Below are 23,489 nucleotides of genomic sequence, written 5' to 3' on the forward strand. Positions count from 1 at the left end.
GCGTCTGGAGGCTTCGAAGCTTTGAGAGGTATCCCATGTTCAATGCACGCAAAGTTCTTGAGCCTGCATTCCAGGAACAGCCCCGGTCCTTCTTCTGGAAGGGGATCACAGACAATTACGCCGTCGACGAGGCGGAATACCTCAACGAACTGATCCCGCTTGCGCAGAGCGACGCCGCCGAGCACCGGGATGTCACCGATACCGCCACCCAACTGATCCAGAAGGTTCGCGAGCAGGACGATTCGGTCCACATGGTGGATGCCCTGCTTCAGGAATACAGCCTCGATACCGAAGAAGGCATTCTGCTGATGTGTCTGGCAGAAGCGCTGATGCGAATCCCCGACAAGTACACCGCCGATGCCCTGATTGAAGACAAGATGTCGGTGGCCGACTGGCAGAAGCATGTCGGTCGCAGCGACTCGACACTTGTTAACGCCTCAACCTGGGGCCTGCTGCTTACCGGCCATGTGGTCAAGATGGACCGGCGGCTGGATGGCTCTCCCGCCAATATCTGGAAACGCCTGGTCAAGCGCAGCGGCGAACCGGTGATCCGCAGCGCGATGTACCGCGCGATGGGCATCATGGGCAAGCAGTTCGTGCTGGGGCGGGATATCGACGAAGCGCTCAAGAACGCCCGCGAATACCGTGAGAAGGGGTACACCTACTCCTTCGACATGCTCGGCGAGGCGGCGATGACGCGGGAAGACGCCAATCGCTACCTGCAGGATTACCTCAACGCCATCGAGTCGGTCGGGAACAACCGCTACCCCTCCGGCAATGTGCCGGCGCCCTCCATCTCCATCAAACTGTCGGCGCTGCACCCGCGTTACGAGGTAGCCCAGGAGGAGCGGGTACTCACGGAACTCTACGACACGGTTCTGGGGCTGCTGAAGCAGGCCCGCGAAAAGAACGTGGCGATCACCATTGATGCCGAGGAAATGGATCGCCTGGAGCTTTCCCTCAGGCTGTTCGAAAAGCTGTTCAAGTCTCCCGAGGCCAAGGGCTGGGGTGGTTTTGGTCTGGTTATCCAGGCCTACTCGAAGCGGGCATTGCCAGTGCTGTGCTGGCTCACCAAACTGGCGAAGGAGCAGGGCGACGAGATTCCCATTCGCCTGGTGAAGGGCGCCTACTGGGATACCGAGATCAAGATCTGCCAACAACTCGGGCTCGATGGTTATCCGGTATTCACCCGCAAGGAGGCGACCGACACCTCCTACCTGGCCTGTCTGCGTTATCTGCTCAGCGACTACACCGACGGTGCCTTGTATCCGCAACTGGCGAGCCATAATGCCCATACCGTGGCGTCTGTGCTGGCCATGGCCCGTAACAAGGATCGCCGGATCGAGTTCCAGCGCCTCCATGGCATGGGCGATGCGCTCTATAACACGGTGCTGGAAACCCACGACTACCCGGTGCGCATCTACGCACCGGTCGGGGCCCACAAGGATCTGCTGCCGTACCTGGTGCGTCGGCTGCTGGAAAACGGCGCCAACTCCTCCTTTGTCCACCGGCTGGTGGATGCCGCCACTCCGATCGACGATCTGGTGCGCAACCCGGTGCAGGAGCTCCTCAAGTACGATGCCCTGCCCAATGACCGGATACCGCTGCCAAACCAGATTTACGGCGGCGAACGACGCAACTCCAGGGGCGTTAACCTGCACGTGGATGCCGACCTGGCGCCACTGCTGACCGATCTCGAAAAATGGGCCGGCACCCACTGGGAAGCCGGCCCGATCATAGCCGGCGTCAAGCGCCGGGATGGCGACCAGCAGGAAGTCCGCGCGCCTCACGACCAGAGCCGGCTGGTGGGGCAGGTGACCTGGGCTGGAGAGCAGCATGCCCGCGAAGCTCTGGATATTGCCCATCAGGGCTTTGAGGCCTGGAACGCCCGCCCGGTGGAGGAGCGGGCGCAATGCCTCGAGCGTTACGCTGACCTGATGGAAGAGAACCTGGAAGAGTTGATGGCGATCTGCTGCCGGGAAGCCGGCAAGACGCTCCAGGACGGCATTGACGAAGTCCGCGAAGCGGTGGATTTCTGCCGCTACTACGCGGTGCAGGGGCGGGCCCGGTTCGGTCAGCCAATCGCACTGCCAGGGCCGACCGGAGAGAGCAACGAGCTCTACATGGAAGGGCGGGGGGTATTCCTGTGTATCAGCCCCTGGAACTTCCCTCTGGCAATCTTTACCGGCCAGGTGGTGGCAGCACTGGTCGCCGGCAATGCGGTCATTGCCAAACCGGCGGAACAGACCAGTCTGGTGGCCGGGCGGGCCGTTGAGCTGATGCTGGAGGCCGGTATTCCCGGTGACGTCCTGCAGTTGCTGACCGGTGACGGCGCCACCATCGGTGGCGCACTGACGCCGGACCCTCGTATCGCTGGCGTGGCCTTCACCGGCTCAACCCAGACGGCCCATGTGCTCAACCGCACGCTGGCACAGCGCGAAGGCGCCATTGTGCCACTGATCGCAGAAACCGGTGGCCAGAATGCGATGATTGTCGACAGCAGCGCCTTGCCCGAGCAAGTGGTCCAGGACGTACTGCATTCAGCGTTTGCCAGTGCCGGCCAGCGCTGCTCCGCGTTGCGGGTTCTGTACATTCAGAAAGACGTGGCCGAGCGGATGGAAACCCTGCTGGCCGGGGCGATGCAGGAGCTGGCGGTGGGTGACCCGGCCTTTCACAGTACCGATGTGGGGCCGGTGATTGATGAGGAGGCCCAGCGTGGTCTGCAGGAGCACCTGTCGTTTCTGGAGAAGAATGGCCGTTACATCGCCCGCACGCCGATGCCGCCGACCTGCCAGGCCGGGTTCTTCATTCCGCCCTCTGCCTATGGCATCGACAGCATCAGTCAGTTGAGAAAAGAAAACTTTGGTCCGATCCTGCATGTGGTGCGTTACGCCGCGGAGGATCTGGACAAGATCATCGACGAGATTAATGGGGCCGGGTACGGCCTCACCCTGGGCATTCACAGCCGAAGTGAAAGCACCGCCGCTTACATTGAGCGGCGGGTCAAAGTGGGCAACACCTACATCAACCGCAACCAGATTGGCGCGGTTGTGGGGGTTCAGCCCTTTGGTGGTCGGGGCCTTTCCGGCACCGGTCCGAAAGCCGGTGGTCCACATTACCTGCTGCGTTTTGCAACAGAGCGTGCCCGGACCATTAATACCACGGCGGTCGGGGGCAACGCGTCCCTGCTGTCGCTGGGAGTTGAGAAGATCTGACGGACGTTGCTGGCCGGGAGCCTGAGCCCGGTGTGGCACTGACTGTCAGATTCCAGAAAGCCCATAACAAAGAGCGACACAGCGCACTGGGAGATAATTATAATGATTGAAGGCAACATCGGCGTCAGCCTGACCTTTATCTTTTATATCCTGCTCATGCTCGGGGTAGGCTACGTAGCCTATCGCCGAACATCGAACCTGTCAGACTACATCCTGGGTGGCCGGAGTCTTGGCCCCCTGCCGTCGGCCCTGAGTGCCGGTGCCTCCGACATGAGTGGCTGGCTGCTGCTCGGTCTGCCCGGTTACGCCTATGCGGCCGGTTACGAGGCAGTCTGGATTGCCATCGGTCTGTTGGCCGGTACCTGGCTGAACTGGCTCTTCGTCGCCCGTCGCCTGCGGACCTACTCGCTGGCCGCTGGTGACTCGCTGACCCTGCCGTCTTTCTTCGAGAACCGGTTCCACGATACCTCGCGCATCCTGCGGGTGGTTTCCGCGTTCTTTATCCTGCTGTTCTTCCTGTTCTACACCAGTTCAGGTCTGGTAGCTGGCGGTAAGCTGTTTGAAACCGTATTTGGTCTGGACTACACCACCGCGGTGGTTATCGGTACTCTGGCCGTGGTTTCCTACACCTTCTTCGGTGGCTTCCTGGCAGTTGCCTGGACGGACGTTATCCAGGGCCTGCTGATGTTTGCTGCCCTGCTGCTGGTACCGATCATCGCGATCAATGCTGACGGCGGCTGGGGTGCGACCAAAGCAGCCATGGAAGCGAAGAATCCGGAGTTCCTGTCGGCTCTGACAAGCTCTGATGGCTCTCCGATGACCGTAATTGCCATCCTGTCCCTGCTGGGCTGGGGTCTGGGTTACTTTGGTCAGCCGCACATCCTCGCCCGCTTCAAGGCGATTCGCAGCGAAGCCGACATCCCGGCTGCCCGTCGTATCGCGGTGATCTGGAGTGCTCTGGGCCTGTTCGGCGCGCTGCTGGTCGGCTTTGCCGCCATCGGTTACTTCGAGACTCCACTGGAAGACGGCGAGCGCGCCTTCATCCTGCTGGTAGACGCCCTGTTCCATCCGGTCATTGCCGGTATCCTGCTGGCTGCCATTCTGGCTGCGATCATGAGTACCGCAGACTCCCAGCTGCTGGTCTCCTCGTCGGCCCTGGCAGAAGACTTCTACAAGGCGCTATTCCGTCGCGAAGCCTCCCAGGGCGAGCTGGTCTGGGTTGGTCGTCTGGCCGTTGTTGGTATCGCCGTGATTGCCTGTGCGCTGGCCTTTGATCCGGACAGCAAGGTTCTGGAGCTGGTCTCCTACGCCTGGGCTGGCTTCGGTGCCGCCTTTGGTCCGGCCCTGATCCTGTCGCTGTACTGGAAGCGGATGACCCGCGCCGGTGCGGTTGCCGGTATCGTGGTTGGTGGTGCGACCGTGGTGATCTGGGGCAACATGTCCGGTGGTATTCTCGACCTGTACGAGATCATCCCGGGCTTCATCCTGGCAACGATTGCCATCGTTGCAGTGTCCCTGGCCGGCGGCGAGCCGCCCAAGGAAACCCAGGACGCCTTCGATCAGGCGATGGGCTCCTGATAGCAGCAGGAGGCTGCTGAACGCGGCCTCCGCACCTGCTTCTGAAAAGGCGCTCCCCGGAGCGCCTTTTTTGTGGCTGACTCTCACACCAATAGCTTATACATAAGTCCAATAGCGGGGTGGCGACATGGCACCGAACGGTCAGGCAAGCTATGTTGTGAACGTAAATTCCCCCCGTTAAATCAAGAGACTGACCCATCGTAGGGCAGGGCTCTGGCAGGCTGCACACACAGTCGTTAATAACAAACACAAGAAGGAACCTGAAGATGACACAGACACGATTTGGCAAGAGCACCCGCGGCTTGGTCGCGACAGCGGTACTTGGGCTGGCCGGCGCGGCTCAGGGGGCCGGGGACTATGTGATGGGCACCGCCACCACTGGTGGTACCTATTATCCGGTGGGCGTTGCGATTTCGACGCTGATCAAGGTGAAGCTGGAGCCCTCGACCGACATCGCGGTCTCCGCCATCAGCTCCGCCGGCTCCGGCGAGAACCTGAAGCTGCTCGATGAGGGCCAGATCCAGTTCGGTATCCTGCAGGGCCTGTATGGTGCGTATGCCTGGAACGGCACCGGCCCGGTCGACAAGAAATACGAGGGCCTGCGTTCGGTCTCTATGCTGTGGCAGAACGTGGAACACTTTGTGGTGCGCCAGGAAGTGGCTGAAACCGGCACCATTGCCGACATGACCAACCTGTATGGTGAGAGCTTCTCGATCGGCAAGCGAAATTCCGGCACCGAAGGCTCCGGCCGTTTCATTCTTGGTAAGCTCGGCATCGATGTGGAGCAGGTGGATCTGGCGTATCTCGGTTACGGTCCCAGCGCGGACGCACTGCAGAACGGCAACATCGATGGCATGAACATCCCGGCCGGGGCACCGGCAACTGCGGTCACCCGTGCCTACGCCAGCCTGGGGGATGACATTACTACGCTGTCGTTCACCGACCAGCAGCTGGCGAACGTGAACAGCGATTTCGAACTCTGGACCCCTTACGTGATTGCCGCGGGCACCTATCCCAACCAGGACGAGGATATCCATACCATTGCCCAGCCCAACATTCTGGCGGTTCGGAACGATGTCTCCGAAGACGATGTCTACCAGATCACCAAGACCATCTATGAGAACCTGCCGTTCCTGAACAACATCCATCCCGCTACCAAGGCGATGGCCCTGGAGAAGGCCATTGCCGGTCTGCCCATGCCGCTGCATCCGGGCGCGCTCCGGTTCTACCGGGAGCAGGGCCTGACCATTCCGGACCGCCTGGTTCAGGAGTGAGGTCGGGTGGATCGTAACCAGTCCGAAGGCGAGCCGCAGCCGGCGGTTCGCGACGACACCGTCAGTGAGGCGGATGAGCGGTTGGGCCATCGGCTGCTGGGGCCGGCAATCTTCCTGCTGGCAATTCTGACCTCGCTGACTCACCTGTACTTCAACACCTTTTCGACGCTGTCGGAGGTGTGGACCTCCGCGTTGCACTTTGGCTTCTTCGGCCTGCTGTGCGCGCTGACCACGCCGATGCTCCGGGGCCGTTCGCCCTCGGGGCGGCGGCTGGTGCTGGGGCTGGACCTGCTGTTCGGGGTCGCCGCAGTCGCTTGTGCCGTCTATGTCATGCTGTTTGAGGACCAGCTCTACCAGCGCGGGGTGAATTTCGACACCGGTGACTGGATCGTCTCCATCACCGCGGTGGTTCTTGTGCTGGAGTTTGCCCGCCGTACCGTAGGCTGGTTCATTCCGGCACTGTGTGTTGTGGCGCTGACCTACGTCGCCTGGTGGGGACAGTATGTCGAAGGCATCTTCAGCTTTCCCGGGCTGACCTGGGAAACGGTGCTGTTTCGTTCCTACATCGGTGGTGAGGGCATGCTGGGCTCCATTGCCCGCATTTCGTGGACCTACGTGTTCATGTTCATTCTGTTTGGGGCCTTCCTCGTCAAGTCCGGTGCCGGGGATTTCATCATTGAGCTGGCTCGCTGCGCCGCCGGACGGTTTGTTGGCGGGCCGGGGTTTGTGGCGGTGTTTTCGTCGGGGCTGATGGGATCGGTGTCTGGCTCCAGTGTTGCCAATACGGTGTCGACCGGTGTCATTACCATCCCCCTGATGCGCAAGGCGGGCTTTCCGGCCCGCTTTGCTGCCGGTGTTGAGGCCGCAGCGTCGACCGGCGGGCAACTGATGCCTCCGGTGATGGGGGCAGGGGCGTTTATCATGGCGTCCTATACTCAGGTGTCCTATCTCACCATCATCGCCGTGGCGGCGCTGCCGGCAATTCTGTATTTCCTCTCGGTGGCGATGTTCGTGCGAGTGGAGGCCCGGCGCAGCCATGCGGTGAAACTGGAGGACGAATCGGCGCCCTCGTTTAAAGAGGTGCTGCTCGATGGCTGGCACTTCCTGCTACCGCTGGTGGTGCTGGTGGCGGCGCTGATCTACGGCTTTACGCCAACCTACGCGGCGGGGATCGCTATCCTTTCGGTCATTGGTGCTTCCCGGTTGTCCCGTCATCCAATGGGCTTACGGGATATCCTGGACGCCTTGGCGATGGGGTCCCGGAACATCATGACCACGGCAATCCTGCTGATCACGGTGGGCCTGATCGTGATGGTGGTCTCCACCACCGGCATCGGTAATACCTTCTCGCTGATGATTACCGACTGGGCCGGTGGCAGCCTGCTGGTGACCATTGTCCTGGTAGCGCTGGCCTCTCTGGTGCTTGGTATGGGGTTGCCGGTGACCGCGGCCTACATTGTCCTGGCGACCCTGTCTGCACCGGCGATCTACCAACTGATCGCCCAGAGCCAGCTGTTGGAGCTGATGATGGCCGGCGGCTTGCCGGAACAGGCCAAGGCCATCTTCATGTTGGCGGCCCCTGACCGAATGGAGCTGCTCAATGCGCCGATGGACCGGGCGACCGCTGAATCGCTGTTGGCGGTGGTGCCGGATACCTTCTCCAGTCAGTTGCTGGAGCAGGCGCTTTCGCCGGCTACCCTGTCGATGGCGCTGGTGGCGGCTCACATGGTGATCTTCTGGCTATCCCAGGACTCCAACGTGACACCACCGGTATGCCTGACGGCCTTTGCAGCGGCCGCCATTGCCGGCACCCCGCAGATGCGGACCGGGTTTACTGCCTGGAAGCTGGCCAAGGGGCTTTACATTGTGCCGTTGCTGTTCGCCTATTCGCCCCTGATCACCGGAGACCTGACGGAGATGCTGGTGACCTTCGGTTTTGCCCTGTTTGGCATTTACGCCGTTGTTGGTGGACTTGAAGGCTTCCTTGAAAATCGTCTGCAGCTTATTGAAAGGCTGTTGATTTTCGTTGCTGGAGGGGTAATGCTTTGGCCTCACGGCCTGATTGGGCTGGATGTGGCAGGGCTGGTGGTTTTCATTGCCCTGTTTGCCTGGAATCGCCGACGGGGTCGCCACACAGGGGGAGCCGTGCCGGCCTGAACGGATAGCCGACATGTCTCTTCTGGAAGTACTGGCGATGCTCGCAGTGGGCGGCATCGCCGGATTTATCAACGTATTGTCCGCAGGCGGGTCCATGCTGACTCTGCCGTTACTGATGTTCCTCGGCTTGCCGCCTCAGGTTGCCAATGGCACCAACCGGGTTGCTGTGACCCTGCAGAGCGTCAGCGCTGTGAGTGGGTTCCGGCGGATGGGGCATGGAAATCTTGCGGTTGGTCTGCGGCTGGCCATTCCCGCGGTGATTGGCTCCCTGGTTGGTGCCTGGCTCGCAACCGGCGTATCCGATGCTGTCTTTGAGGCGGTGCTGGTCACCGCGATGGCCGGGGCCTCGCTGTTCATGCTGCTGCCGCAACCCAAACTCGACACCCGGCCTCTAACGCCGGAGCGGCTGACGCCGACGGTCTACCTGGCAATGTTCCTGATCGGTGGCTATGGCGGGTTCATCCAGGTTGGGGTAGGGGTGCTGTTCATTGTGGTGCTTTACCGGATGCTGCGCATCGATCTGCCCCAGGTCAATGTGCTCAAGGTGTTTATCGTGCTGATGTATACCCTGCCGGCGCTGCTGATCTTCGCGATCAGTGATCAGGTGCGCTGGGCCTTTGGTCTGGTGTTGGCTCTTGGTAATATCACCGGCGCCTACCTGGCGGTCAAGGTCAACATGGGTGAGAAAGGGGCCCAGTGGGTGAAGTGGATTACGCTGGTTGTAGTGGTGGGCATTCTGGTTCGGCTGATGCTGGCCTGACGTGCTCCTGGTTGGCATTGGAGCATCCCTGCCGGCATCGGTGCAGAGGTGCTCCGTTATCCCTTCAGCTGAGTTGTTATAGCGCGAACTTCGCGCTCAGCGCCTCCAGGCGCTCTCTCATGGCTGCATCCACTTCTTCTGGCTTGATGCGCCGGATCACGCTCTTCAACACCTCAATCTCTTCGTTGGTAACGACGCCATCCGCTTCGGCCAGAGCGACCATCTTGTCGAGTTCGTGGGCGTTAAGCTTGCCATCGTCCATAAAGCACTGGATCGACAATAGTGACATATCAATGTGAGCCATCTTCTGTTCCTTGTATGGTCGTTGTAATCACAGGGTTCAGTCCCGCCCCTGTCGGGTAGCGCCATAATCTAGTGAATCCAGCCAGTTGCTGCAAACAAAAAAACCGCGACCAGAGTCGCGGTTTTTTCAGGTGCCCCGCAGCCGACAGCGAGTCGGGTTCCGGGGCAGGGCCTGGCGGTTGACTAACCGGTCGGGCCGGAAGCTCAGCTCACGCTGGCTTCGGCGGCCTTCTTGGTGTAGTCCTCCATCTGGTCGAAGTTGAGATACTTGTAGATCTCGCCAGACATGCTGTTCAGGTCCTTGGCGTACTCCATGTACTCGGCCGGGCTTGGCAGCTTGCCGAGAACCGCACCGACCGCAGCCAGTTCGGCAGAGGTCAGGTAGACGTTGGCGCCATCACCCAGACGGTTCGGGAAGTTCCGGGTGGAGGTGGACAGAACGGTGGACTTGGCGGCCACACGTGCCTGGTTACCCATACACAGGGAACAACCCGGCATTTCGGTGCGAACACCGGCGGTGCCGTAGGTGTTGAAGTAGCCTTCTTCCATCAGCTGTTGCTGATCCATCTTGGTGGGCGGAGACATCCACAGCCGCGTCTTCAGCGGTTCCTTGTTCTGCTCCAGCAGCTTGCCGGCGGCGCGGAAGTGACCAATGTTGGTCATGCAGGAGCCGATGAACACTTCGTCGACCTTGTCGCCAGCCACTTCGGACAGGAACTTGGCGTCGTCCGGATCGTTCGGGCAGCAAACGATCGGCTCTTTGATGTCGGCCAGATCGATCTCGATAACGTGAGAGTACTCGGCGTCCTTGTCGGCGCGCATCAGGCTCGGGTTGGCCAGCCAGTCTTCCATTGCCTTGGCACGACGCTCCAGGGTACGCGGATCGCCATAACCTTCGGCAATCATCCAGCGCAGCATGGTGATGTTGGAGCGCAGGTACTCGGCCACGGAGTCTTCAGACAGGTTGATGGTACAACCGGCCGCGGAACGCTCGGCAGAGGCGTCAGACAGCTCGAACGCCTGCTCAACGGTCAGGTGCTCCAGACCTTCGATTTCCAGGATGCGACCGGAGAATTCGTTGATCTTGCCTTTCTTCTCGACGGTCAGCATGCCCTGCTTGATGCCGTACAGCGGGATGGCGTGTACCAGATCACGCAGGGTGATGCCCGGCTGCATTTCGCCTTTGAAGCGAACCAGCACAGACTCCGGCATATCCAGCGGCATAACGCCGGTAGCGGCGGCGAAAGCCACCAGACCGGAACCAGCCGGGAAGGAGATACCCATCGGGAAGCGGGTGTGGGAGTCACCACCGGTACCGACGGTGTCCGGCAGCAGCATGCGGTTCAGCCAGGAGTGGATGATGCCGTCGCCCGGACGCAGGGCCACACCGCCACGGGTCTGGATGAAGTCCGGCATGGTGTGCTGCATTTCAACGTCAACCGGCTTCGGATAAGCGGCGGTGTGACAGAAAGACTGCATCACCAGATCGGACTGGAAGCCCAGGCAGGCCAGGTCTTTCAGTTCGTCACGGGTCATCGGACCGGTGGTGTCCTGGGAGCCTACTGTCGTCATCTTCGGCTCGCAGTAGGTGCCAGGACGAACGCCTTTGCCTTCTTCCAGGCCGCAGGCCTTGCCAACCATCTTCTGGGCCAGGGAGAAGCCCTTGGTACCGGCTTCCGGATCAACCGGCAGACGGAAGGTGTCGGTGGCGCCCAGGCCGAGCACTTCGCGGGCCTTGTTGGTGAGGCCACGACCGATGATCAGCGGGATACGGCCGCCAGCCTGAACCTCGTCCAGGATCACGTCGGACTTGAAGCTGAACTCGGAGATGGTTTCGCCGGCTTCGTTCAGGATCTTGCCGTCGTAGGGACGGATTTCGATCACGTCGCCCATGTTCATGTCGTCAACAGGCGCTTCGAAGACCAGGGCACCGGCGTCTTCCATGGTGTTGAAGAAGATCGGGGCAACCTTGTTACCGATACAGACACCACCGGCACGCTTGTTCGGCACGCCCGGCATGTCTTCACCGAAGTACCACAGAACCGAGTTGGTGCCGGACTTACGGGAAGAACCGGTACCGACCACGTCACCCACGAAGGCAACCGGCAGGCCCTTGGACTGGATTTCTTCGATCTGCTTGATCGGGCCGGTCACGCCGGGCTCTTCCGGAGTCAGACCGTCACGCTCCATCTTGTACATGGCGCGGGCGTGCAGCGGGATGTCCGGGCGGGACCAGGCATCCGGAGCCGGAGACAGATCGTCAGTGTTGGTTTCGCCAGTGACCTTGAACACGACCATCTTCATGCTCTCGGGAACGGCTTTCTTGTTGGTGAACCACTCGGCATTGGCCCAGGATTCCATGATGCTCTTGGCGACGGCGTTGCCGGCGTCCATTTTTTCCTTCACATCGTTGAAGGCGTCGAACATCAGCAGGGTTTTCTTCAGCTGTTCGCCGGCCAGTTCGGCCAGCTCGGCGTTGTCCAGCAGGTCGACCAGGGTGGCGATGTTGTAGCCGCCCTGCATCATGCCCAGCAGTTGCACGGCTTTCTGCTTGTTGACCAGCGGAGATTCTGCTTCGCCCTTAACGATCGCAGTCAGGAAGGCGGCCTTTACATAGGCGGCTTCGTCAACGCCCGGCGGGATGCGGTTTTCCAGCAGCTCAACCAGGGTTTCTTCCTCGCCGGCCGGCGGGTTTTTCAGCAGTTCAACCAGTGCGGCTGTCTGTTCGGCATTCAGGGGCTTGGGGGGGATGCCCAGAGCCGCGCGTTCTGCAACGTGTTCACGATAGGCTTCTAACACGATATGGACCCTCATCAGTTGGAATATCCCGCGCTTACGGCGTCACTGCCAGGCAGGAGTGTTATGGCGTAAAGGCCTTGGGAGCCTCTGAGTAGATCCCGGAACGCAAGCCCTGAAGTCTGGATTTCGCCAAGGGTCAGAGACGTTGGCGAGAGTCGGTCGGAGGGTGCCGAACCACTTGGAAATGCAGGCTTCAGGGCTCGCAGATACGCTCCAAGAGCTACTCACAGGCTCCCTAACTGGCGCTGCATTCTATAGGAATCCATGATGAAAGTTAAGTTGGACAGTGGTCGGACGGCATTTGTCAATCGTGTATAATCGCGCCCCCTTAGAATTTCCACGGTGATTTTGCCCCCATGACTGCCGCTCTCGACGACATCCACAGCTTCCTTCCCTGTCGCACCCCCAGGGGCTGGATCGACGATGCGCTGGCCCATCAGGACCTGCTGCTGATCGACCATGCCCATTGCGAAAAGAAGGCCGCATCCACGGCGCTGAGCCTGATGTACCGCTACGTCGACAACTCCGACCTGCTCAACAAGATGTCCCGTCTGGCCCGGGAGGAGTTGCGCCACTTCGAACAGGTACTGGCGATCATGAAGAAACGTGGCGTCACCTACGACCACCTGACCCCGGCCCGGTACGCGGCCGGGCTGCGTCAGGCGGTTCGCAGCGAGGACCCCGGTCGGTTGGTGGATGTGCTGATCGTTGGCGCCATCATCGAAGCCCGTTCCTGCGAGCGTTTTGCCGCGTTGGCGCCGTACCTGGACGACAAGCTGGCGGAGTTCTACACCAGCCTGCTGAAGTCAGAAGCCCGCCACTATCAGGATTACCTGAAACTGGCGGAACAGGCCGCCGGCGAGAGCATTGATGATCGGGTGGCGACGTTCCTGGCCATCGAACAGGAGCTGATCGAGGCGCCTGATACCGAGTTCCGGTTTCATAGCGGGCCGTTAGGTGCTTAGCGAGCCATTTCCGACAAGCCGTCGTAATGCTCCAACTCCCGACACAACGCCATCCAGCGGTCGATACCGGCACTGCGGTACTTCTGTTTGTGGAGGATAAAGTAGAACTGGCGGTCGAAACGGCGGTGTTCCGGCACCGCCAGTTCCACCAGGTTTCCCCGCCGGAAGGCATCTTCCAGGCACACCCGGGACAGGCAGCCAATGCCCAGACCGGCTTCAACCGCGCGCTTGATGGCTTCGGTGTGTTCCAGTTCCAGCAGGATGTTGAGGTCCGGCAGCAGACCATGGAGGCCTCGGTCGGCGGTCTGGCGGGTGCCGGAACCGGATTCCCGCATGATCCAGGTGGCGGTGCGCAGGTCGTCGTCGCTGAGAGCTTTCTGCCGGGCGAGGGCATGGTCGGAGGCACAGAACACCACCAGTTCGTCCGCCAGCCAGGGAATTACTTCCAGCTCCGGGGACTGCAGTTCCCCTTCAATCAACCCAATGTCCAGTTCGAAATCGATCACCCGCTGGGCGATGGTGCGGGTGTTGGCAACTTCCAGCGATACCCGTGGGTGATTGTCCGAGTTCATATAGCGGGCCATCAGTTCCACCGCCAGGTAGTTGCCTATGGTCAAGGTGGCACCTACTTTCAGTGCGCCGACTTCGGTATGTTGCAGGAAGGCCTGTTCCAGTTCGCCAGCCTGCGCCAGCAGCGACTCCACCTTGGGTCGGTAAAGCCGGCCCAGCTCATTCAGTTGTAAGCGTTTTCCGACACGATCAAACAGTTGGATACCGAACTGGTTCTCCAGCTCCTTCAGCGCGCTGCTTGCCGCCGATTGGGACATGGCCAGGGAATCTGCGGCCTTGGTGATGTTCTGGAAGTGGGCGGCGGCCAGGAAGACCTCCAGTTGGCGAAAGCTGTAGCGCATAATCGGTATTCCCGAATAAGGTTATGAAAATATCCCATTTCATCGATAGGTTACATTTGCTGTAGGATGTGTACAATATCGATTTGATAACCATTCGCGATAACGGGCAGCATCATGAGCAACTTGAATAAAGAAACCGTCACCAGTGTCCGCCACTGGAACGACACTCTGTTCAGCTTCACTACCAGCCGGGACCCGGGTTTCCGTTTCAAGAACGGTCACTTCACCATGATTGGCCTGGAAACCGATGGCAAGCCACTGATGCGGGCGTACAGTATCGCCAGTGCCAATTATGAGGAAGAGCTGGAGTTCTTCTCCATCAAGGTGCCTGATGGTCCGCTGACGTCCCGGCTCCAGCAGATTGAGGTGGGTGATGAGATTCTGGTCAGCCGCAAGCCTACGGGTACGCTGATTCTGGACAACCTGCTGCCGGGCAAGAACCTGTGGTTGATCTCCACTGGCACCGGTCTGGCGCCGTTCATGAGCATCATCAAGGACCCGGAAGTCTATGAAGCCTTCGACAAGGTCATCCTGACGCACGGCGTACGTTACGTCAGCGAGCTGGCCTACCAGCAGGAAATCACCGAGCTGCCGGACAACGAATTCTTCGGCGAGATGGTGGACGGCAAGCTGCTGTACTACCCGACGGTCACCCGCGAAGAGTTCCGCAACCAGGGCCGCCTGACCGACGCCATGGAGACCGGTAAGCTGACCAGCGACCTGGGTCTGCCGGAGCTGGACCCGGAGAACGATCGCTTCATGATCTGTGGCAGCCCCAGCATGCTGAAGGATACCTGTGCAATCCTGAATGCCAAGGGCTTCAACGAAGCACGACACGGCAACATGGGTCACTACGTGATCGAGCGGGCTTTCGTCGAGCAGTAAACCTGTTCAGCGGTTGCTGTCCGGCGCCGGCTTTGGCGAGGGGCAGGCCCGTGCGTCCGCCTTGCGACAAAACCCCGAGGTTAACAGCTCCGGGGTTTTGTTTTATACACTGGCACCAAACAATCAGGACGGTGGGTAATGCTGGACACCAGCGCCTCTGACGATAAAGGAACGGCCATGTCGCCACGGCAGCTTTATCACCAAGCCGGACTCAAGGCGCTGTTGCCTGAGGGCAGGACGGAGGCCCGGGCGTTGTATCAGCAATTGATCGATGACCATGATTACTCGCCGTATTCTGATGACGCTGCCCAGGCCCTGGACCGACTGGAGGGCAGGTCGACGTCAGGCTTGTCGGTGACGGCCGGCAACCTGGTTGCGGTGGGGTTCTGCATCCTGATCAGCACGATTGTATTTGGCCTGGTAGGGCCCTTGGCTGGAGGACACCTGTTTTCGTTTACCCCAGCGGTGGTGTTCGTTTACGGGGTTGGTCTGGTGCCGGCACTTCTGGCCGGGGTGATCTTCGGTGTCTGGCAATCCTGGTGTCTGTACCGGGGCCGCCCACTTGGCTTGGGGCTGCTCGCGGGCGCCACCTGTGGGCTGGCCGCGTTCTCGCTGATCATGGTTGTGGCTGGTTTGTCCGGCGGCTTCGATGTTGTCGGATTTGCATTTCTGGGGTTTTCGTCCCTGCTTGGCGGTGCCGTTGCTGGCCTGGTGTCAGCACTGTTGCTGCGGGGCGTCTTTGCTTCGCCCTGACTGACTTCTCGCCGTTTTACGTTGCTGTGCCTCAAGTCTTCCCCGCATCCGGTCGCTGTGTTCCCCGTTAGTTCGGTTCGGTTAATCCGGAAGCGTGGTTGAGCTGGCAGAGTGGCTGAGCTGCCCTTATGCTTAGTGGATCAAACCGTTGGGTGCTGAAAACAGTTGCAGGCCGATGTTGGAACGGGGGGCGCGGAAAGCATGGCTTCACCCGCAAGCGGCAAGGCTGGAGGTAGTAATGAGCATACGGTCCAGATACCTGCGTGGGGTCTGTGCGGGCCTTGCGCTGCTGGGGGCCACTGGGGTGGCGCTGGCGGATTGTTCCCGCTCCTTTGTTGTCAATCAGGCAGATTGGTTGCCTTACATGTACCGAGATGCCGACGGGCGTCGCGCGGGGCTGGATTACGAGCTGGTGAAAGGTGTCCTGGATCACGCCGGCTGCGATTATGAATTCGTTGATTATCCGTCGAAGCGCGCCCTGGTCAAACTGCAGGAGGGCACCATCGACCTGTTGGCCGGTGCCTCAGTGACGCCGGAGCGTGAGGCCTACAGCCGCTTCACCGTGCCTTATCGCCAGGAGCGGATTGTGCTGCTGGTACGGAGGGAGGATCGGGATCGCCTGCCTACCCAGGAGCTGGGAACCCTTATTGAGGACTTCAACCTAGTATTGGGCGCGATTGCCGGTGGCTATTATGGTCAGGCGTTCGATGGTCTCGACCGGGACGTCCTGATGGAGCGGGACCGACTGGTGATGCTGAACAGCAACCGCCAGCTGCTGAACCTGCTGACAATCGGCCGTATCGATGCGGTGGTGGGTGATGGTGTCAGCCTGCATGTCTCTGCCGCGTCACTGGATCTGGTGGATCAGGTGTCGGTGCATGGCCGCTTTTTGAACCAGGACCCGGTTCACCTGATGCTTAGTAAGCGCACCACCTCCGAGCAGGATCTGGAGATGATCAATCAGGCCATTCGAGAGTACACCGTCAGTGAGGACTACCAGGCACTGATCAATCGCTACCAGTTTGAGATGGTGGTTGAGGCCACACCCTCCGAAGAAATCGAAGACAGCTATCGGGTGCTCGGCCAGTAGGGCACTCACATTCTCCAAAACTAAGGAAGGACTGTACGTTGAACTGGATGGAGTTCACCCTGGCACTGTTGCAGCAGCTGGTTTGGCCAGTATCCATTATCATTTGTCTGGTACTGCTGCGAAAACCGGTTTCCCGCCTGATTCCGATGGCCAAACGGTTCCGTTTCCAGGGCATGGAGGTGGAGTTCCATCAGGAACTGAAAGCTGCCTCCCGCAATGCTCAGGCGGCGTTCCCCGAACTGCTGGCTGATCGCCGTTGCCTGTTGTTGTCCTCGGTTGAGCATCTCCCCAACACTTCCATGCTGGAAGCCTGGCGGGCAGTGGACGAGGCGGCGGAAACCCTGGTCCTTCGGCATCGTCCCGGTGTCGACCTGAGCTCCGATACCCGCTACAAAGACATTGAGACACTGCTGATCGCCGAGGACCTTGTCGATACCAAGAAGGCCAAACTGTTCAGCGAGCTGCGCCAGCTGCGAAACAAGGTTGCCCACGCCCGCAGCTTTGAAGTGGGAAAAGCCGAGGCGATGAAGTACATCGAGCTGTGTTTCCGGCTGGTGGAGTACCTGGAGCAGCGGGCCCGCGGTACCGACGCCACCCGGCGCAACCCTGAGGCGTCTTCGGCTTAGACTATTGCCATGAGCGATGGGGGAGCAGATCACCGTGGAATCGTTTGATGAGCTGCTGGCGCGCGTACGGCAGTGCACGATTTGTGAGGCCGAGTTACCGCATCCGCCGCGACCGGTGGTTCAGGCCAGCGAATCGTCACGGATTCTGGTGGTCGGGCAGGCGCCCGGGCGCCGGGTCCATGAGACCGGGCTGCCGTTCAACGACCTCAGCGGAGACCGGCTGAGGGCCTGGATGAACATCGATCGGCAGACCTTCTACGATCCGCAGCGGCTGGCAATATTGCCCATGGGATTCTGTTACCCCGGCACGGGCAAGTCCGGTGATCTGCCGCCGCGACCGGAGTGCGCACCGGCCTGGCGGGAAGCACTGCTGAGCCGCCTGCCCAATATCCGTCTGACGCTGGTGATTGGTCAGTACGCCCAGGCCTACCATCTGTCCGGAGCCAGGCAGTCAGTATCCCAACGGGTTGCCCAGTGGCAGGATTTCTGGCCTGACGTCGTACCGCTGCCACATCCCAGCCCCCGCAATAATCTGTGGTTACGTCGTCATCCGTGGTTTGAGGCGGATGTCGTACCGGCCATTCAGGCGCGGGTCGCTGAAATATTGGCTGAATCCTAAGCCCGATCAGACCCGGTCAGCTCCGGGACTGACCGATACCCTCCACCAGGTGGTCCACCAGCAACCGCACTTTGCGGGTCAGGTGTCGGTTCTGAGGGTAGAGCGCCCAGATACCTTCCTCCGGTTCCCGGTACTCAGAGAGCACCTCCAGCAGGGCGCCACTGTCCAGGTGTGACTGCACGTAATAGTCTGGCAACTGAACCAGCCCGATGCCTCGTAGCGCGGCATCGGTCAGACTGTTGCCCGAATTGCAGTGCAGGCTGCCACTGACGCGCACCAGTCGCTCCCGTCCCTGTTCCCGGAAACGCCAAAAATCGTTCGATCCCAGCAGGCAGTTATGACGGCTGAGTTCCGACAGCGTATGAGGGCGGCCATGGGCGCGGATGTAATCCGCTGACGCGCAGACGTGAAGGCTGCGGTTGGCGAGCTTTCGGGCCATCAGCGACGAGTCCTTAAGTCTACCCAGGCGGATTGCGAGATCGAACCCGCCTTCCAGCAGGTCCAGAGTCTGGTTGGTTAGCTGCAGGGTTATCTCCAGTCCGGGGTATTGGGCCAGGAAGGTATTCACCAGCGGCGCAATGTGCTCTTCGCCGTAGGTCACCGGTGCGGTCAGTCGAAGCTGGCCGCTTGGGTGACGCTGTAGGTTGGTGACTGCCCGTTCCGCTTCCTCGAGTCCCTCAAGGGCGGTACGACAGTGGCCGTAGTAGAGTTGACCCGCTTCGGTCAAGGAGACCTGACGGGTGGTACGGTGGAACAGCTTGCAGGTGAGCTTCTCTTCCAGGCGACGAACCTGTCGACTGACGCTGGCAGTTGAGATGCCAAGGCGGTGGCTGGCACCGGTAAAGCTGCCGGCGTCGGCCACGGCGAGAAATTCCCGGACACCATCCCAAAGAGCCATTATTGCATTCCTGAAAAAGTTAATTTAGTGATTGGTAGATTATCGCAGATCCTGTCGGCAATATAATCGCAAAGGTGAGTCGGAGTTAATCAGAAGCTCCTTAAACCAAATCTCTTTTACACTGAACAGAAGCAAGAGCGTCTTTGAGCCTGACCAGATCGATGTCGGTGGTCAGACGCTCGCCAACAAACGGAACCGAGAGAGGGTAACCGAATGTCTGACCAGTTCATCAAATCCCGCGCCGCCGTCGCGTGGGGACCGAACCAGCCGCTGACCATCGAGGAAGTGGACGTGATGTTGCCCAAGGCCGGTGAGGTCCTGGTGCGTATCGAGGCCAGCGGTGTCTGCCACACCGATGCCTTCACGCTGTCGGGTGAGGACCCGGAGGGTATCTTCCCGACCATTCTCGGCCATGAGGGCGGGGGCATTGTGGAACAGGTGGGAGAGGGCGTGACCAGCGTCAAGCCTGGCGATCACGTTATTCCCCTGTATACGCCGGAATGTGGCGTGTGCAAGTTCTGCACCTCAGGCAAAACTAACCTCTGTCAGCAGATCCGCGAGACCCAGGGCAAAGGCCTGATGCCTGACGGCACCACCCGCTTCTACAAGGATGGCCAGCCAATCTATCACTACATGGGCTGCTCCACCTTCTCCGAGTACACCGTACTGCCGGAAATCGCGTTGGCCAAAGTTAATCCCGAGGCCCCGCTGAAGGAAGTGTGTCTGCTCGGCTGCGGTGTCACCACCGGCATGGGCGCGGTGATGAATACCGCCAAGGTTGAGCAGGGCGACACGGTGGCCATCTTCGGTCTGGGTGGCATCGGTCTGTCAGCCATTATTGGTGCGACCATGGCGGGGGCCAGCCGGATCATCGGTGTTGATATCAACGAGAGCAAGTTTGATCTGGCCCGCAAGCTTGGCGCTACTGATTGCATCAACCCCAACGACTATGACAAGCCAATTCAGGAGGTCATCGTTGAGCTGACCGATGGCGGTGTTGATTACTCATTCGAGTGTATCGGTAACGTCAACGTGATGCGTTCCGCCTTGGAGTGTTGTCATAAGGGCTGGGGCGAGTCTGTCGTCATCGGCGTGGCCGGCGCCGGTCAGGAAATCTCCACCCGTCCCTTCCAGTTAGTGACAGGCCGGGTCTGGCGCGGCTCTGCCTTTGGCGGCGTTAAGGGGCGTTCCCAGCTGCCAGGTATTGTGGAGCAGTACCTTGCCGGCGAGTTCCGTCTGGACGACTTCATCACTCACACCATGGGGCTGGAAGGCATCAACGAAGCCTTTGATCTAATGCATGAGGGTAAGAGCATCCGCAGCGTGATTCACTTCGACCAATAATCGACAACGATTCGACAAGGAGGAAGGCTGGCATGTCAGACGCAACCGTGGCTCTTGAGCTGGTCAGCGAGAACAAGTCGTTCGGAGGCTGGCACAAGCAGTACCGCCACTTTTCCCGGGTGCTGGACTGCACTATGCAGTTTGCCATCTACCTGCCCCCGGCCGCCATGCTGGGGGAGAAAGTGCCGGTGTTGTACTGGCTGTCCGGGTTGACCTGCACCGACGAAAACTTCATGCAGAAGGCCGGTGCCCAGCGGCTCGCGGCGGAACTGGGCATGGCCATCGTGGCGCCGGACACCAGCCCCCGCGGCGAGGGCATTCCAGATGATCCGGACCAGGCCTACGATCTGGGCCTGGGAGCCGGGTTCTATGTCAATGCCACCATGGCGCCCTGGTGCGATCACTACCGCATGTATGACTATGTGGTGGCGGAGCTGCCCGCGCTGGTGGAGGCGCATTTTCCAGTCAGTCAGCACCGCTCGGTGGCGGGGCATTCCATGGGTGGGCACGGCGCTCTGGTCGTAGCTCTGAGGAATCCGCAACGCTACGCTTCGGTGTCAGCCTTCAGTCCGATCAGCAATCCCTGCAATGCGCCCTGGGGCCAGAAGGCGTTCACCGCCTATCTCGGGGATGACAGAGAGGCCTGGCAGAGCTACGACGCCAGCGTGCTGATGGCTAAACAGCAGGACCTTGTTCCGGCGCTGGTTGACCAGGGGCTGGCGGACAGCTTCCTGGAGCGGGAGCTGCAGCCTGAGGCACTACTGGCAGCGGCGAAAGACAGCGGTTATCCGCTGACACTGCGCCAGCATGAAGGCTACGACCACAGCTACTATTTCATCGCCAGCTTTATCGAGGAGCATCTGCGCTTCCATGCCGGCCACCTGCAGAAGGAAGTCTGATCCGGCATTTTGCTGGCCTGGTGCAGTCGGGGCTTGAAAAGTGAAAGAGCGCGCCTTGTTGGTGCGCTCTTTTTCTTTCTGCACATCTATGGTGCTCTGGCGACATGCCTCACGGCAGATCAGGCTCATCGACGCCCCAAAATTGCGCTGTGAGCCAGTTCACAAAATCAGGCGCAAAGATTGCTTCCTAACTGGTATCGAAGTTCGCCGACAGGCATCGGGGTCTGTCGGTCTGCAGTACCGCCCAGGAGGTAAGAGCAATGAGATTGCACAGCGATGCGATGAACCTGAGTGATCGGGAGCGGGGATGGTTGCCCTGGTTTGGGGCGATGGGCAAGGTCAGGATGGCATGGTCCTGCTACCTGAACCAGGACAGCTACCCGGTGAATGAACAGATTTTCGAGAGTATTGCCCGCACCCGGAGAGAGGCGCTGATTGCCTGGGCCGAGAACAAGTGGACGTTCCTTCGTGGCATGGCAGAGAGCCTGGACAGCCTGCCCCTGGAGCCCGCGCGGGCCATTCTGACGGCCACCGACAGTCGGCTGCGGGAGATTTCCGAGTTGGCCATTGTCAGTAGCGGTGGTGAGGTGCTGGCGTCGACCGTGAGCAACCGGGTCGGCACCCGTGATCTGCCACCAACGGCGGTTGCGCGGGGTGTCCAGGCGCCTTTCCTGCATGGTCCCTATCGGGACCCGGTGACCCAGTCCCTGGGTGCGACCACGTCCCGTTTTCACGACGCCGTTACCCTCATGTTCTATCAACCGATACAGCTTGCTGACGGCAAGCCGGCGGTGCTGTGTGCCCGGGTGCCGAACGACGTAATGAGCGACCTGATCCAGCGGGAGGCGGGGCATGTTTTCGAGGAGTCCGGCGATAACTACCTGTTCATGATCGACAGCCATTTCGATCCGACGATCCCACCGGGCACCGCATTGTCCCGATCCCGCTTCGAAGACGCCACGTTCAGTCATGGCGACAACCTCAAGGACGGAATCGATACCGGATTTGGTACCGTGCGCATTCGCGAGCACACCGAGTTCGAAATCCGTTTTACCGATCCTGCCACCGGCAAACTGCACCCGGGCGTCCGCGAAACCATTGCCAGGGGGGAGAACCTCTACGTCAAGTATCCAGGGTATTCCGACTATCGCCATATACCGGTCATCGGCAAAGGGGTAACGTTCCAGGTACCCGGGTCGCCGGACCGCTGGGGCATGATGTGTGAGGGGGATCTGGAAGAGGTCTATCGCAAACGCTCCCTGGGCTATCGGTTGACCAGCCGATTTGCCCTGATGGTGGTGTTGATGTGGTTGGCCAATGTCTCGATGGCGGCGCTGGCAGTGCCACTGTGGCTGGAAGCAGCGGTGAACGCCGGGGTGGCCCTGGTCGCGGTGCTGTTGTTCCGGGCGTCCATGGCCAGGCCATTGGCCCGGCGGCTATCGACCATGGCGGAGGTGATCCGCAACATCGCGGAGGGCGGCGGTAACCTGCGTCAGCGTCTGGATCTTGCCACCATGGCCCGGGATGAAACCGGTGACCTGGCGCGCTGGATCAACAGCTTTATCGACAGTCTTGATGGGATGGTCGGCCAGGTGATCCGATTGGCCACCGAATCCCGAGCCGCCAGTGAACAGTTGATGTCGCAGAACCGCTTTGCCGATGAGCGGATTCGCCAGGTCAGCGGCGACATCGAACAGATGCTTGCCGGTGCCAACCAGCAAAAAGGTGAAATCGACGAGGCTTCGGAAACGGCAGCCAACATGCGATCGGGTCTGCAATTGGTGGTCGCCCGCGCCCAGGAGCAATATGCCCGGGTCAGTGAGGAGACCCGGGGGCTGCGGGACGTGATTGATCGCTCAGCCGAGAGCATTCGTGCGGCCAACAGCCGCACCGATGAGATCAGCAAAACCGCGGAAGTGATCAATGACATTGCCGCCCAGACCAATCTGCTGGCGCTCAACGCCGCCATTGAGGCTGCAAGGGCCGGGGAATCCGGTCGTGGCTTTGCGGTGGTAGCCGACGAGGTTCGTCAACTGGCCAGTCGGACGTCCCAGGCCACGGAGGAGATCGGTGAGCGACTGCTGCGGGTCAAGGAAGAAACCCGGAGAGCGGTACAAACCATGGAAGATGGCATGGCGGACATGGCCCGTCGACTGGCGCAGACCGAAGCCGCCGCCGAGGACAGCGACGAATTGACCCAGATGGTGGAGCGGCTGTTCCGCACCATCGAAGGAATTGCTGAAACCAACGGCGTCCAGAGTGCCCAGACTGAAAGTGTCGCCAGCAGCGCAGGTGAGATGAACCGGGTCATTGCGGAACTGGAGGACAGCTCCAGGCTGACCCACAGTGCCGCCCACAAACTCAAACACCTGACGGGGCTGTTTCAGGTCAGCGAGGGCGCGACTCACTGACC

At 60.3% G+C, this 23,489-nt stretch carries 18 protein-coding genes; 14 read left to right on the top strand and 4 right to left on the bottom strand.

Going from position 1 to position 23,489, the window contains the following annotated elements; all coding sequences use genetic code 11:
• Nucleotides 1-35 precede the first annotated feature (35 nt).
• The 5 genes from putA to MLD24_RS04555 all read left to right on the top strand — a co-directional run bounded on the left by putA (nt 36) and on the right by MLD24_RS04555 (nt 8,984).
• Complete coding sequence (putA, locus tag MLD24_RS04535; RefSeq protein ID WP_248164573.1) at nt 36-3,215, top strand: bifunctional proline dehydrogenase/L-glutamate gamma-semialdehyde dehydrogenase PutA; 3,180 nt, start codon at nt 36-38, stop codon at nt 3,213-3,215.
• A 102-nt stretch (nt 3,216-3,317) separates the two neighbouring features.
• Nucleotides 3,318-4,793 carry a sodium/proline symporter PutP gene (gene putP / locus MLD24_RS04540; RefSeq protein WP_227175584.1) on the top strand — a complete coding sequence of 492 codons (1,476 nt, stop codon included), beginning with the start codon at nt 3,318-3,320 and terminating at the stop codon, nt 4,791-4,793.
• 266 nt (nt 4,794-5,059) lie between these two features.
• Complete coding sequence (locus MLD24_RS04545) at nt 5,060-6,067, top strand: TAXI family TRAP transporter solute-binding subunit (RefSeq protein ID WP_248164576.1); 1,008 nt, start codon at nt 5,060-5,062, stop codon at nt 6,065-6,067.
• 6 nt (nt 6,068-6,073) lie between these two features.
• Nucleotides 6,074-8,224: a TRAP transporter permease gene (locus MLD24_RS04550; RefSeq protein ID WP_248164579.1), complete on the top strand. Its 2,151-nt coding sequence runs from the start codon at nt 6,074-6,076 to the stop codon at nt 8,222-8,224.
• A gap of 13 nt (nt 8,225-8,237) precedes the next feature.
• On the top strand, nt 8,238-8,984 hold the full coding sequence (locus MLD24_RS04555) for a sulfite exporter TauE/SafE family protein (RefSeq protein WP_227175587.1): 747 nt from the start codon (nt 8,238-8,240) through the stop codon (nt 8,982-8,984).
• A gap of 76 nt (nt 8,985-9,060) precedes the next feature.
• On the opposite strand, the gene MLD24_RS04560 is transcribed toward MLD24_RS04555, so the two are convergent.
• Both MLD24_RS04560 and MLD24_RS04565 read right to left on the bottom strand, forming a co-directional pair.
• Nucleotides 9,061-9,288 carry a hypothetical protein gene (locus tag MLD24_RS04560; RefSeq protein ID WP_227175588.1) on the bottom strand — a complete coding sequence of 76 codons (228 nt, stop codon included), beginning with the start codon at nt 9,286-9,288 and terminating at the stop codon, nt 9,061-9,063.
• A gap of 203 nt (nt 9,289-9,491) precedes the next feature.
• A complete protein-coding gene (locus tag MLD24_RS04565) occupies nt 9,492-12,086 on the bottom strand; it encodes a bifunctional aconitate hydratase 2/2-methylisocitrate dehydratase (RefSeq protein ID WP_248165020.1) in 2,595 nt (864 codons plus the stop codon).
• 356 nt (nt 12,087-12,442) lie between these two features.
• Between MLD24_RS04565 and MLD24_RS04570 the strand changes: the two genes are divergently transcribed.
• A complete protein-coding gene (locus MLD24_RS04570; protein ID WP_248164582.1) occupies nt 12,443-13,051 on the top strand; it encodes a MiaE family protein in 609 nt (202 codons plus the stop codon).
• Here MLD24_RS04570 and MLD24_RS04575 read toward each other — a convergent pair.
• Complete coding sequence (locus tag MLD24_RS04575) at nt 13,048-13,962, bottom strand: LysR family transcriptional regulator (protein ID WP_248164584.1); 915 nt, start codon at nt 13,960-13,962, stop codon at nt 13,048-13,050. The two genes, MLD24_RS04570 and MLD24_RS04575, sit on opposite strands and share 4 nt — an antisense overlap.
• A gap of 114 nt (nt 13,963-14,076) precedes the next feature.
• Here MLD24_RS04575 and MLD24_RS04580 point away from each other — a divergent pair, with 114 nt between their 5' ends.
• The 5 genes from MLD24_RS04580 to MLD24_RS04600 all read left to right on the top strand — a co-directional run bounded on the left by MLD24_RS04580 (nt 14,077) and on the right by MLD24_RS04600 (nt 17,935).
• The gene (locus MLD24_RS04580; RefSeq protein ID WP_248164587.1) at nt 14,077-14,847 is read left to right on the top strand and encodes a ferredoxin--NADP reductase; all 771 of its coding nucleotides are present in this window, start codon (nt 14,077-14,079) and stop codon (nt 14,845-14,847) included.
• 138 nt (nt 14,848-14,985) lie between these two features.
• The gene (locus tag MLD24_RS04585) at nt 14,986-15,600 is read left to right on the top strand and encodes a hypothetical protein (protein WP_248164590.1); all 615 of its coding nucleotides are present in this window, start codon (nt 14,986-14,988) and stop codon (nt 15,598-15,600) included.
• Between the two features lie 238 nt (nt 15,601-15,838).
• The gene (locus MLD24_RS04590; RefSeq protein WP_248164592.1) at nt 15,839-16,690 is read left to right on the top strand and encodes a substrate-binding periplasmic protein; all 852 of its coding nucleotides are present in this window, start codon (nt 15,839-15,841) and stop codon (nt 16,688-16,690) included.
• Nucleotides 16,691-16,728: 38 nt separating this feature from the next.
• Nucleotides 16,729-17,316, top strand: coding sequence for a hypothetical protein (locus tag MLD24_RS04595; protein WP_248164594.1), 588 nt, complete (start codon nt 16,729-16,731; stop codon nt 17,314-17,316).
• A gap of 34 nt (nt 17,317-17,350) precedes the next feature.
• A complete protein-coding gene (locus MLD24_RS04600) occupies nt 17,351-17,935 on the top strand; it encodes a uracil-DNA glycosylase family protein (protein WP_248164597.1) in 585 nt (194 codons plus the stop codon).
• A gap of 16 nt (nt 17,936-17,951) precedes the next feature.
• Here MLD24_RS04600 and MLD24_RS04605 read toward each other — a convergent pair whose 3' ends face one another.
• On the bottom strand, nt 17,952-18,833 hold the full coding sequence (locus tag MLD24_RS04605) for a LysR family transcriptional regulator (RefSeq protein WP_227175597.1): 882 nt from the start codon (nt 18,831-18,833) through the stop codon (nt 17,952-17,954).
• A 213-nt stretch (nt 18,834-19,046) separates the two neighbouring features.
• Between MLD24_RS04605 and MLD24_RS04610 the strand changes: the two genes are divergently transcribed.
• The 3 genes from MLD24_RS04610 to MLD24_RS04620 all read left to right on the top strand — a co-directional run bounded on the left by MLD24_RS04610 (nt 19,047) and on the right by MLD24_RS04620 (nt 23,487).
• Nucleotides 19,047-20,177 carry an S-(hydroxymethyl)glutathione dehydrogenase/class III alcohol dehydrogenase gene (locus tag MLD24_RS04610; RefSeq protein ID WP_227175599.1) on the top strand — a complete coding sequence of 377 codons (1,131 nt, stop codon included), beginning with the start codon at nt 19,047-19,049 and terminating at the stop codon, nt 20,175-20,177.
• Nucleotides 20,178-20,224: 47 nt separating this feature from the next.
• Nucleotides 20,225-21,076 carry an S-formylglutathione hydrolase gene (fghA, locus tag MLD24_RS04615; protein WP_324197265.1) on the top strand — a complete coding sequence of 284 codons (852 nt, stop codon included), beginning with the start codon at nt 20,225-20,227 and terminating at the stop codon, nt 21,074-21,076.
• Nucleotides 21,077-21,336: 260 nt separating this feature from the next.
• Nucleotides 21,337-23,487, top strand: coding sequence for a methyl-accepting chemotaxis protein (locus tag MLD24_RS04620; RefSeq protein WP_248164600.1), 2,151 nt, complete (start codon nt 21,337-21,339; stop codon nt 23,485-23,487).
• Nucleotides 23,488-23,489: the final 2 nt, after the last annotated feature.

Source organism: Marinobacter xestospongiae (genome assembly GCF_023156385.1).
In the GTDB taxonomy this organism is placed as follows: Bacteria; Pseudomonadota; Gammaproteobacteria; order Pseudomonadales; family Oleiphilaceae; genus Marinobacter; species Marinobacter xestospongiae.